This is a genomic window from Zunongwangia endophytica (assembly GCF_030409505.1).
In the GTDB taxonomy this organism is placed as follows: Bacteria; Bacteroidota; Bacteroidia; order Flavobacteriales; family Flavobacteriaceae; genus Zunongwangia; species Zunongwangia endophytica.
Genome location: NZ_JAUFPZ010000002.1, coordinates 1,325,069 through 1,337,939, shown reverse-complemented (window position 1 = coordinate 1,337,939; position 12,871 = coordinate 1,325,069). Strand labels below are relative to the sequence as shown.

7 protein-coding genes are annotated in these 12,871 nt (G+C 37.9%); all 7 read left to right on the top strand.

Going from position 1 to position 12,871, the window contains the following annotated elements; translation table 11 throughout:
• Positions 1-41: 41 nt before the first annotated feature.
• The 7 genes from QWY91_RS06020 (at position 42) to QWY91_RS05990 (ending at position 12,624) form a co-directional block, all read left to right on the top strand.
• Positions 42-1,790 carry a glycoside hydrolase family 43 protein gene (locus QWY91_RS06020; protein WP_290232589.1) on the top strand — a complete coding sequence of 583 codons (1,749 nt, stop codon included), beginning with the start codon at positions 42-44 and terminating at the stop codon, positions 1,788-1,790.
• Positions 1,791-1,810: 20 nt separating this feature from the next.
• Positions 1,811-3,124, top strand: a complete 1,314-nt coding sequence (locus tag QWY91_RS06015; protein ID WP_290232588.1) for a glycoside hydrolase family 43 protein — start codon at positions 1,811-1,813, stop codon at positions 3,122-3,124.
• Positions 3,125-3,129: 5 nt separating this feature from the next.
• Complete coding sequence (locus QWY91_RS06010; protein WP_290232586.1) at positions 3,130-5,064, top strand: glycoside hydrolase family 97 protein; 1,935 nt, start codon at positions 3,130-3,132, stop codon at positions 5,062-5,064.
• 7 nt (positions 5,065-5,071) lie between these two features.
• A complete protein-coding gene (locus tag QWY91_RS06005; RefSeq protein WP_290232585.1) occupies positions 5,072-6,433 on the top strand; it encodes a glycoside hydrolase family 43 protein in 1,362 nt (453 codons plus the stop codon).
• 15 nt (positions 6,434-6,448) lie between these two features.
• Positions 6,449-8,383: a glycoside hydrolase family 97 protein gene (locus tag QWY91_RS06000; RefSeq protein WP_290232583.1), complete on the top strand. Its 1,935-nt coding sequence runs from the start codon at positions 6,449-6,451 to the stop codon at positions 8,381-8,383.
• Between the two features lie 167 nt (positions 8,384-8,550).
• Positions 8,551-10,944, top strand: a complete 2,394-nt coding sequence (locus tag QWY91_RS05995; protein WP_290232581.1) for a glycoside hydrolase family 127 protein — start codon at positions 8,551-8,553, stop codon at positions 10,942-10,944.
• A gap of 123 nt (positions 10,945-11,067) precedes the next feature.
• A complete protein-coding gene (locus QWY91_RS05990) occupies positions 11,068-12,624 on the top strand; it encodes a glycoside hydrolase family 43 protein (RefSeq protein WP_290232579.1) in 1,557 nt (518 codons plus the stop codon).
• Positions 12,625-12,871: the final 247 nt, after the last annotated feature.

Sequence of the window (12,871 nt, the reverse complement as noted above, 5' to 3'; positions counted from 1 at the left end):
TGAAAATTATATAATTAAAATTAATACAACAATTAGATAGAATGAAAAAACCACTTAAATCAACAATTTACAAGCATAGCCCAGTGTTTCTTTTAATGACACTATTGCTGTTTTCATTTTCAGGTCATAAAAATGATAATGAACCAAAACCAAAAAGAGCAACGAACGAGCCCGTTTTTCTAAGTGCTACTTACAAAGGTGATGACGAAGTTTATAAGAAATATCCCTTGAAAGAAGGCGAATTTTATAACCCTATACTCCAGGGAACCTATCCTGATCCTGCAATTACCCGTAAAGGAGATGACTATTATATGGTATGTTCTTCTTTCGCCATGTTTCCGGGTGTACCGATTTTTCATTCTAATGATCTTGTAAACTGGACGCAGATAGGACATGTACTCGATAGAACTTCGCAGCTAGACGTCCACAATACTAGTATAAGTCAGGGAGTTTATGCACCGGGTATCACTTATAATGAGAATAATGATACTTTTTACATGATTACTACTGCATTTGCTGGAGGTTTGGGAAATATTGTTGTAAAAACTAAAGATCCCATGCAAGGTTGGAGCGAACCTTATAAATTAAAGTTTGATGGAATCGATCCTTCTATATTTTTTGATGATGATGGAAAAGCCTTTGTGGTGCATAATGATGCTCCGGAAGAAGCACTTTACCAAGGACACCGGGTGATTAAAATCTGGGAGTATGATGTAGAAAAGGATCAAATTATTGAGGGAACCGATAAAGTGATCGTTAACGGTGGAGTGGATTTAGAGGATCAACCAATCTGGATTGAAGCGCCGCACGTTTATAAAAAAGACGGACTGTATTATCTAATGTGTGCTGAAGGTGGTACAGGTGGATGGCACAGTGAAGTAGTTTTTGTAAGTGACAATCCAAAAGGGCCTTATGAACCTGCACCAAGCAATCCTATATTAACTCAGCGTTATTTTCCTAAAGACAGAGAAAATATGGTAGACTGGGCAGGACATGCTGATTTAGTAAAAGGTCCTAATGATAAATATTATGGTGTTTTCTTAGCCATTCGTCCAAACGAGGCCGGGCAAGTAACTACCGGAAGAGAAACCTTTATTTTACCTGTTGACTGGTCTGGTAAATTCCCTGTTTTTGAAAACGGACTTGTACCTATGGAGCCAAAACTTCAAATGCCAGAAGGAGTAGAGAACCACACTGGTAAAGATGGATTTTTCCCTAACGGAAACTTCACTTTTACAGACGATTTCCAGGCAGATATTTTGGATTACCGATGGATTGGACTTAGAGGTCCAAGAGAGGATTTTATAAAAAAGACTAAAAATGGACTCCGAATTGAGCCTTTCGAAACCGATATTAATGAACTGGCACCAACTTCTACATTATTTTATCGCCAGATGCATAAGGATTTTACCTTTATGACTGAGATGAAATACAAGCCTAAATCTTCTGAAGATATGGCGGGAATCACCTGTTACCAGAATGAGCGTTTTAATTATGCTTTTGGAATTATCCGAAAAGATAAGGACTATTATGTGCTTTTGGAAAGAACCGAAAAAGGACAATCTAAAATCGTAGCAAGTAAGAAAATTGATTTGGAAAACCCTATTTCATTGAAAGTACAGGCTCACGGAGATCAATATGAATTTAGCTATTCGCTTGATGGAGAAAATTATGAAAATCTTGGAGGTAAAGTTTCAGGAGACATTCTCTCTACAAATGTAGCTGGAGGTTTTACCGGTGCAATGGTTGGTCTATATGCAACCTCGGCTAATGATGCGGCTCCTAATTAATCATATTAAAATTTAAGATTTTGAGAAATTTAAATAAAGTTGTAGCTGTATTAACCCTAATTATGGGTTTTACAGCTACAGCTCAAAAGCCAATTATTCAAACCAAGTATACTGCAGATCCTGCACCAATGGTATATAATGATACTATTTTTCTATACAATTCACATGATGAAGATGATGCGGAAGGTTTTAAAATGTTGGACTGGCTGCTGTATACATCGACCGATATGGTAAACTGGACAGAGCATGGTGCGGTGGCTTCGCTGAAGGATTTTAGCTGGGCTCCCCAAGATAATGGTGCCTGGGCTGTGCAGTGTATTGAAAGAAACGGTAAATTTTATTTGTATTGCCCGATGCACGGAAGTGGTATCGGAGTTTTAGTTTCAGATAGTCCTTATGGTCCATTCAAGGATCCATTGGGAAAACGCTTGATTGATACAGATCATATTTGGAACGATATAGATCCTTCTCCATTTATCGATGACGATGGGCAAGCCTATCTATATTGGGGAAATCCTGATGTGTATTATGTTAAGCTGAATGAAGATATGACTTCTATTGAAGGAGAAGTTGTAAAAATTGATTCGAAACCTGATAACTATCAAGAAGGTCCTTGGGTGTGGAAGCATGATGATCATTATTATCTAGCTTATGCTTCGACCTGTTGTCCTGAAGGTTTAGGATATGCAATGAGCGACTCGCCTGAAGGTCCTTGGGAGTATAAAGGAATGATCATGGATGCTACTGAAAAAACTAGAGGGAATCATCCTGGAATAGTTGAATATAAAGGGAAGTCGTATGCTTTTGGTCACAGTTATGATATTCTAAAAAGTAAAACTTCAACCTTTTACGAAAGACGTTCAGTTGATGCAGATGAAATGAAATATAATGAGGATGGAACCATTCAAACTATCCCTTACTGGAATGATAAAGGCCCAGAGCAAATTGAAAGCCTAAATCCATTCCGTAGAACAGAAGCTGAAACCATTGCTTGGAGCGAAGGTGTAAAAACCAAAAAAACTCAGGATATGATCTATTTAAAAGCTATTGAAGATGGTGATTATACGATGGTACAGGGCGCAGATTTTAAAAATGGAGCCAAGAAATTCAAAGTTTTTGCTCAGCCAGTTTCAGGAGGAACTATTGAGATTCGGCTAGATGGAAAGGACGGGCAGCTTATCGGTAGCTTCAAAATTGAGAAAGAAGCCGGGAATGCCTATAATTTATATACTACTGAAGTAGAAAAAGTATCTGGAGTTCACGATATCTACTTTGTTTTTAAAGGAGCTGATGGTGAGCTATTCAATCTAGATTATTGGGAATTTCAAAAATAAAAAATATGAAAATATTCAGCCTTATATGCTTTATGCTTTTAACGGCTTCAATTATTGCTCAGGAAGAAGCCTCCATTAGCAGTCCAGACGGCAAGTTGGAAGTTTCGGTCACGGTCGAAACTGGAAAACCTTTTTACAGTGTTGCTTATAATAATAAAAGCATGTTAGAAAATTCTCAGTTGGGACTCGTGACTAATGAGGCAGATTTCACTTCAAAAATGACATTGCTGAAGTCCTCAAAAGGTACTACCAGTTCAGAATATAGCATGGAAAAAATTAAGCAATCTCATGTTTCTTATATGGCCAATACGCTTACAGTTACTTTTGCTAATGCTGAAGAAAAAGAGATGTCTGTGGTTTTTCAGGTAAGCGATAACGATATCGCCTTTAGGTACGAATTACCTAAATGGGGAGATACGCGGGCTTGCGTGGTTGAAAAAGAACTAACCGGATATAATTTTCCTTCCGCTAGTACTTCATTTTTGTCTCCTATGATGCAACCTATGGGAGGTTTTGCCAGAACTGCACCTAGCTATGAGAGTGGTTATTCCGCAGATGAGCAGCTTGAAAGCAATACTTCAGAAACAGGTTATGTTTTTCCAAGCCTTTTTAAAATTGGAGAAAACGGATGGGTTTTACTTTCAGAAACTGGAGTCGGTAGCTCTTATAATGCTGCACATTTAAGCAGTTTTGAAGATGGAATTTTTACAGTAGCATATCCAGATTCGGCACAAAACAATGGTTTTGGTAGTGTTGGCGCTCAGATTGGATTACCGGGACATACGCCTTGGAGAACTATTACGCTTGGAGAAAATCTTAAGCCTATTGTGGAAACTACCATTCCTTATGATGTGGTAGATCAGCTTTATGAGCCTTCCCAAGATTATAAATATGGAAAAGGAACCTGGAGTTGGATCGTTTGGCAAGATAACAGTATGAATTATGAAGACCAGGTTAAATACATAGATCTTGCTGCGGCAATGGATTTTGAGTATATCCTTATCGATGCCTGGTGGGATGAAAGAATAGGTTATGAAAAGATGGAAGAACTTATCGGTTATGCCGAATCTAAAGGGGTAGATGTTTTCCTCTGGTATAATTCAAACGGAGTAGCTAACGATGCATTTATGACTCCGCTTAATAAAATGAATACTTCTATAGCCCGAAAAAAAGAAATGAAATGGCTAAAAGAAGTTGGTGTTAAAGGATTGAAAGTTGACTTTTTTGGAGGTGACAAACAGGAAACTATGAAGCTCTATGAAAATATGCTTTCTGATGCCAATGATTATGGGTTAATGGTTATTTTTCACGGCGCAACACTTCCAAGAGGATGGGAAAAAATGTATCCCAATTTTGTAGGAAGTGAAGCAGTTCTAGCTTCAGAAATGCTCATTTTTTCTCAAGATACAAGAAATAAGGAGGCTTTTTATGCTTCCATGCATCCGTTTAGCAGGAATGCTGTTGCTAGTATGGAATTTGGCGGAATACTACTGAATAAGTATCTAAATAAAGGTAACAAGGAAGGTCAGGAGCGGTTAACCTCTGATGCCTTCCAGCTAGCTACGGGAGTTTTATTCCAGAATCCTGTACAAATGTTTGCGTTAACTCCAAATAATCTGGAAGATGTGCCTGAATTTGAACTTGATTTCCTAAGGGAGTTACCCACTACATGGGATGAAACGGTATTTATTGATGGATACCCGGGAAAATTTTCGGTTTTGGCAAGGCGGCATGATCAAAATTGGTATGTGGCCGGGGTTAATGCTGAAAAAAGCTTGAAGAAATTAAAACTAGAGCTTCCTATGCTCTCCGGAAAAACAGTGACTTTATTTTCTGACGATAAGAAAAAAGAAACCCATTCCAAAGAAATTAAAATCCCTTCTAGCGGAAAGATTTCTGTAGATATTCAGCCAAATGGCGGATTTGTAATTAAAAACTAAGCAATTTATGAGACGGTCATTTAATATATTGATGCTGTGTAGTGTTTTGGGAACTTCATTCCTAAATGCACAAAATCCTATTATTCAAACTTCTTATACGGCAGATCCTGCACCTATGGTGCACAATGATAAAATGTACCTCTATACCAGTCATGATGAAGATAATTCAACATGGTTTACTATGGACGATTGGCGGTTGTATACCACAGATGATATGGTAAACTGGACCGATCACGGAGCGGTTTTAGAATATACAGATTTTGATTGGGGTTTGAAAAATGCTTGGGCGCCAGCTGCTATAGAACGAGATGGTAAATTTTACCTGTATGTACCTATAACCGATCGCAGCAATCAGAATGGGATTGGAGTGGCAGTGAGCGATAGTCCTTATGGACCATTTATTGATCCTTTGGGGAAGCCTTTGGTTTCTGAAAGTAACGCAGATATCGATCCCGCAGTTTTTATCGATGATGACCGCCAAGCTTATATGTTTTGGGGGAATCCGGTTTGTTATTTTGTAAAGCTTAGTGAAGACATGATTTCTATGGAAGGGAATATTCAACAAATACCGAATACTATTGAAGCTTTTGGCAAAAGGGAAGGTGAAAAGAACGAGCGTAGACCCACGACATATGAAGAAGGTCCCTGGGTTTACAAACGTAATGATATTTATTATCTGTTCTTTGCAGCTGGTCCTTTACCCGAGCATATTGGATATTCTACGAGTAAAAGTATCAATGGGCCCTGGAAATATCAGGGTAAATTGATGCCTACGGAAGGAGGTAGTTTTACGAATCATCCCGGGATTGTAGATTATAAAGGTAAAACCTATTTTTTCTATCATAATGCTGGACTGCCAGGCGGTAGCGGTTTTACACGTTCAGTGTCTGTGCAGGAATTAAAATTTAAGGAAGATGGCAGCATTGAACAGATGAATATGACTAGCGGAATACAGGAAGCTTTAGAAAACCTTAATCCGTATCGCAAAACAGAAGCTGAAACCATTGCCTGGTCTGAAGGTTTTAAAGCAAAATCAAATGATGTAGTCGGTAATTTTGTGACTGCGATGAAAGACGGAGCTTATATTCAGGTGAAGGCAGTAGATTTTGGGGAGACTTCTCCAAAATCTATTACCGCCAGAATAGGAAGTGTTCATAACAACAATGTTTCGATGGAAATTCGAACAGATTCCAAAAATGGTAAACTTTTAGCCACTTTAGGTGTTCCTTTAACTGGTGGAGATGATCGCTGGAAATTGGTTAATGCTGAAGTAGAAGAAATTACCGGCGTACATGACTTATTCTTTGTAGTTAAGGAGAAAGCTCCAACACAGCTTATGTATTTCGATTACTGGATGTTTTCAAAATAAGTATAATTTATTGTTATGAAAGGACTGTTCTATATTCCGGTTTTTCTAATACTTTTTACTCGACTTTCTGCACAAGAGATGGTACTTTTTTCACCAAATGAACTTATTAGGGTAGAATTAAATCAACCTGATGAGGTTGATGAGAACTGGTATTTTAAAGTCTTTTATAATGAATCTTCTTCGGAAGAAGCCATAATCCCTAAAATTGAACTGGGGCTTGCAAGAAGCGATGGAAATTTCTCTTCTAATCTTAAACTTCAGAAAACCGGCAAGATAAAAAGTGTTGCTGAAACCTATAATCTTGTTCATGGCAAGAAATCCTCACCAAGTAATACTGGCAGAGAAGTTACATTTTACTTCCGCAATGATAGCGGTAAAAAAATGAATACAGTACTTAGAGTTTATAATGATGGAGTAGCTTTTCGTTATGAATTTCCGGATAAAGAAGGGGATTTCAGTATAGATAATGAGTTTACAGCCTATTCGATACCTGTAGAGGCAACGCGGTGGCTGGAGAAATGGAATCCTGCTAACGAGGGATTATATCAGCAAATGCAGGGAGATAGTTTACAGGGGGAATGGGGATATCCAGCGCTTTTTCATGATCGTGATACCATAGGCTGGTATCTTATCCATGAAGCTAATCTGAATCGCACTTACGCGGGTACAAAACTCAGCAATAAAGAAGATATCAATACCTATAATCTGGTATTTCCAAATCCAGGTGATGGTCGCGGTACAGGAATATCAAACCCCGATATCAGTACGCCATGGCAATCACCCTGGCGCGTTATAATGATTGGTAATTTGGCAACAGTTACTGAATCAACGCTGGTTACCGATGTGTCTGATCCTGTTAAACTAAAAGATACCGACTGGATTGAACCCGGGCTGGTTTCTTGGAATTACTGGTCTAGCAATCATGGGACTAAGGATTATCAAATCGTGAAAAAATTTGCTGATCTGGCTGAAAAAATGGATTGGAAATATACACTTTTGGATTGGGAATGGGACGCTATGGGGAATGGCGGAAATCTGGAGGATGCCACAGCTTATATCAACAAATTAGGGGTTAAACCGCTTATTTGGTATAATTCGGGTGGCGATCATACTTGGGTTCCCGCTACACCAAAAGATCGAATGCTTACACACGAAAACCGCGTGGAAGAATTTACTAAACTTAACGAACTTGGAATTTCCGGTGTTAAAGTTGACTTTTTTGAAAGTGAAAAGCAAAATATGATCAATTACTACCTTGATATTGTAGAAGATGCCGCCGATTTTAATTTATTGGTTTATTTTCATGGTAGTCTGGTACCACGGGGATGGAGCAGAACATATCCAAATTTGATGACTTATGAAGCTGTTCGTGGTGCGGAATGGTACAATAATGTTCCCACGTTTACCATGAATGCTCCGCAGCACAATACTATTTTACCATTTACTAGGAATGTGGTGGGACCCATGGATTATACTCCGGTAACTTTTACCAATTCGCAATATCCGCATGTTACTTCTTATGGACATGAACTGGCTCTGGGGATATTGTTCGAATCTGGTTTGCAGCATTTAGCCGATAGGCCAGAGGGCTATTATTCCCTTCCAGAAGAGGTAATTACCATTCTGAAGAAATTACCCGCAGCTTGGGATGACACTAAATTTATCTATGGTTATCCGGGGAAAAATGCAGCGCTTGCAAGGCGTAAAGATGAAACATGGTATATGGCAGGCATTAGTTCAGAGCTTCGGGAAACCAAAAAGGAGATCACTTTGGAGTTTTTAAAACCTGGAATTAAATATCAGCTGAAGCTGATTCAGGATGGGGAGCATGACAAAGCGTTTAATATTAGTGACGAAAAAGTGACTTCGGAGGATACATTAAAAGTAAAACTTTTAAGAAGGGGAGGATTTATCGCCGTATTCGAACCAATAAAGGCACTTACAAAATGATATTAAAAGGACTAATTATACTTTACGACCCTAGGTGTATTTGATAATCTAGGTTAAATGCTCTGGGGGCTTCTCTTGAGGTAGTTTACAGTTAGGAGTTTTAAATGAGAAGGATATTTGCTCTTTGATAATGATAGGGTGGATTGCGAATAATTAAAAATTTAAATATGATTGTCATAAAAAAAATACAGGCAGTAATTCTTTTCGGTGTATTTGCTATCAGTTTTTTAGAAGTAAGTGCACAGGAAAAACTATACACCAATGAATTTCCACTGGAGAATGTCACACTGCTCGATGGCAAATTCAAGAATGCCCGTGATCTTAATATGTCGGTTTTGCTAGAATACGATGTAGACCGTTTACTTGCACCTTACCGAAAAGAAGCCGGTCTGGAACCAAGAAAACCCTCTTATCCCAACTGGGAAGGACTAGATGGTCATATTGGTGGTCATTATCTTTCAGCTCTTGCTATGAATTATGCGGCTACCGATAGTCAGGAATTTTTAGCGCGAATGAATTATATGCTGAAAGAACTACAGGAATGCCAACTCACTAATGCAAAAAAGCATGCGGAATGGGGTGTAGGCTATGTAGGTGGTTTTCCTAATAGTGCGGCATTATGGTCTTCCTTTAAAAAAGGAAATTTTGCGAAGTATAATTCTGCCTGGGCTCCTTTCTATAATTTACATAAAATGTATGCTGGTTTAAGAGATGCCTGGCTTTATGCCGATAGTGAGCAGGCTAAAGAAATGTTTCTTGATTTTTGTGATTGGGGTATAGTGCTTATTGAAGATCTTTCCCACGAGCAAATGCAATCAGTGCTGAACATGGAACATGGTGGTATGCCTGAGGTTTATGCCGATGCCTATCAAATAACCGGGGAGAAGAAATATCTGGAAGCAGCTAAAAGGTATTCTCATGAGCAGGTACTTAATCCTTTGTCGAAGGGCATTGATAATCTGGATAACAAACATGCCAATACACAAATTCCAAAATTTGTAGGATTTGAGCGTATTGCTGAGATGGATGGAGATGAAAAATTTGCTAAAGCCGGAAGCTATTTCTGGGAAACAGTTACTAAAAACCGTAGCATAGCATTTGGAGGCAATAGCAGAAAAGAACATTTTCCCAGTAAATCGGCCAGTATTGATTACATAAACGAAGACGATGGTCCTGAGTCTTGTAATTCATATAATATGCTGAAGTTAGCCGAAGACCTCTTTCGAGTGAATCCTGAGGCGAAATATGCTGATTATTACGAAAGAACATTATACAACCATATACTTTCAACTCAGCATCCGCAGCATGGAGGCTATGTTTATTTTACTCCAGCCCGGCCACGCCATTATCGAATTTATTCTGCGCCGGAAGAGGCGATGTGGTGTTGTGTTGGAACCGGAATGGAAAACCATGGAAAATACAATCAGTTTATCTACACCCATCAGGGAGATTCCTTATATGTAAATTTATTTATTCCTTCAGAATTGAACTGGGAAAAACAGGGAGTAAAAATAAAACAGGAAACCAATTTTCCTTCTGAAGAGGGTACAAAGCTTAAAATTACTAAAGGTACCGCTGAATTCCCTTTATTTGTTCGCTATCCGGGATGGGTTAAAGAGGGCGAGATGAAAATCAAGGTCAATTCAGAAGAAATTAAAATAATGGGTAAGCCTTCTTCTTACGTTAAAATAGATAGAAACTGGCAAAAAGGGGATATTGTTGAAGTTAACCTTCCTATGCATAATCGCATAGAAAAGCTGCCGAATGTTCCTCAATATGTGGCATTTTTTCATGGACCGGTATTATTAGGAGCTCCATCGGGAACTGAAGATCTAAGAGGACTTATCGCAGATGATAGTCGTTTTGGACAATATCCTTCTGGAAGACGCTTACCCATTAATGAAGCGCCTATTCTACTTGTAGATCATATTGAAGAACTTCCTGAAAGTCTGGAATCCATAGAAAATGAGCCTCTTCATTTCAGAATTAATGCTGAAATGAAAAATCAAATCGATGCTGATTTACAGCCTTTTTATACGATCCACGATTCCCGGTATATTATGTACTGGCTGGCGCTGACTCCCGAAGAATACGGAAGCTATACCGATTCTCTAGCGAATATCGAAGCTAAGAAGCTGGCGCTAGAACAACGTACCATAGATTATGTGGCTACAGGCGAACAACAGCCCGAGAGTGATCATTTTATGGAAAAAGAGAATTCAGGAACCGGTAATAACAGGGATGAATTTTGGAGAAGCGCTCATGTTGATGGTTATTTCAGCTATAAAATGAAAACCAAAAAGGAAACTGGTCTTAGCCTGATGCTAAGATATTTCGGATTTGAATGGGGTGATAAGCGTTTTGATATTTATATTGATGATGAGAAACTTAATTCCGTAAATACTAAAGAACATACCAGAATAAGTCAGTTTCAGGAAATGAGCTATGAAATTCCTGATTCTATGCTTGAAGGTAAAAATAGTATAAGAGTAAAGTTTCAACCAAGAGAAGGAAGTGCAACCAGTGAAATCTATTTTGTGCGATTAGTCAGGAATCAATAAAAAAAGATAGAGATTTAAAGGTTTTCAGGTAATTAGTATTGCCCTTGTTGTGATAGAATTATAGAAGGTTCTTAAGAAGAATTCTCTCAAAAAAACCTTTGTTTAAAAGATAAAAAATAACCAATGATGATAGTAAGAAAATTTAGTGTTCTAATTAGCTGTTTGCTTTTTTCTATTCAGGGTTTTACGCAGCAAAAAGCGATTAATCCGATAATTCATGCTGATGTGCCAGACGTTTCCATGATTCGAGTTGGAGACAATTATTATATGAGTAGTACCACGATGCATATGAGTCCCGGAGTACCAATCATGAAATCAAAAGACCTCACGAACTGGGAAATTGTAAACTATGCCTATGATATTCTAGATGATACCGATGCTCTAAATATGGAAAATGGTGAGAATGCTTACGGAAAGGGTTCTTGGGCTAGTAGTTTACGCTACCATAATAACACATACTACGTTTCCACTTTTTCTAGTACTACTGGAAAAACTTATATCTATACTACCAAGGATATTGATCATGGAGCCTGGGAAAAGCATTCTTTCAAACCAAGTTTGCATGATAATACGCTGTTTTTTGATGATGATGGTAAAATTTATATGATCTATGCCGCGGGTGAACTTAGAATTGTCCAATTAAAAAATGACCTTTCTGGTATTGTATCTGGCAGCGGTAAAGTTTTGATTGAAAATGCGAGTGCGCCTGCGGGAGAAAATATCATGTTAAAGGCAGAAGGTTCTCAGCTCTTTAAAATAGATGGTAAATATTACTTATTTAATATAACCTGGCCACAGGGAATCATGCGAACTGTTGTTATTCATCGTGCTGACAATATTATGGGACCTTACAAAGGGAAACTGGCTTTACAAGATAAAGGTGTGGCACAAGGAGGTTTAATAGATACCCCTTCAGGTGACTGGTATGCGTATTTATTCCGGGATAATGGAGCGGTAGGCAGAATTCCTTACCTCGTTCCGGTTAAATGGAAAAATGACTGGCCTATTTTGGGTGAAGATGGTAAAGTCCCTATGGAACTTGATCTTCCTGCTAACACAAGTCTTATTCCAGATATTGTAAATTCAGATAATTTCAGTAGAAACAAAAATGATAAAAAATTGCCGTTGGTTTGGCAATGGAACCATAATCCAAAAAATGATTTATGGAGTCTTGATGAGCGTGAAGGTTATCTAAGGCTTACCACTGGTAGGATTGATACTTCCTTTATAACCACCAGAAATACGTTGACTCAACGTACCATTGGCCCTAAGAGTACAGGAGAAACTTCGTTAGATCTTACTGGATTAAAAGATGGCGATATTGCTGGTTTTGGTGTGCTTCAGGATAAATATGCTTATGTGGCAGTCAAGTTAGAAAATGATAAAAAAAGCATTCAAATGGTTAAGGGACGTGATGGAAAAGTGATAGAAGAAATTCCCTATAACGGAAACGATATATGCTTTAAAATTACCTGTGATTTTAAAAATAGGAAAGACATCGCACGCTTTTATTATTCTGAAAATGGCAAAAACTGGAAAGAAATTGGAGAACCTTTAAAAATGGAGTATAGTTTAGGCCAATTTATGGGATATCGATATGCACTTTTTAACTATGCTACCAAAACTTCCGGAGGTTATGCCGATTTTGATTATTTCAGGATCGATGATGAGTTATATTAAAAAAATTGGAATATAATTATAAGTTTTTGTTGCCTTTTGGTATCTAATTTGGTGTATTCAAAACCCATTTTAAATTTGATTTCTTAATTTTTACGCATTAATTTGAAAGAAATAAAAAGAGCATTGAAGTTATATACGATTCTCAACTTAAGATTTTGTAAATAGTTGAAATTCCCTCTCTTTTCTACTTAAATGTCGTTTAGTTTAATGAGCCCTGCATTTCGTTTTTAAATAGATGAAAAACAGA

Coding starts and splice junctions, on each gene's coding strand:
- QWY91_RS06020 (WP_290232589.1), top strand. CDS start 42: ATGAAAAAACCACTTAAATCAACAATTTACAAGCATAGCCCAGTGTTT.
- QWY91_RS06000 (WP_290232583.1), top strand. CDS start 6,449: ATGAAAGGACTGTTCTATATTCCGGTTTTTCTAATACTTTTTACTCGA.
- QWY91_RS05995 (WP_290232581.1), top strand. CDS start 8,551: ATGATTGTCATAAAAAAAATACAGGCAGTAATTCTTTTCGGTGTATTT.
- QWY91_RS06010 (WP_290232586.1), top strand. CDS start 3,130: ATGAAAATATTCAGCCTTATATGCTTTATGCTTTTAACGGCTTCAATT.
- QWY91_RS06005 (WP_290232585.1), top strand. CDS start 5,072: ATGAGACGGTCATTTAATATATTGATGCTGTGTAGTGTTTTGGGAACT.
- QWY91_RS05990 (WP_290232579.1), top strand. CDS start 11,068: ATGATGATAGTAAGAAAATTTAGTGTTCTAATTAGCTGTTTGCTTTTT.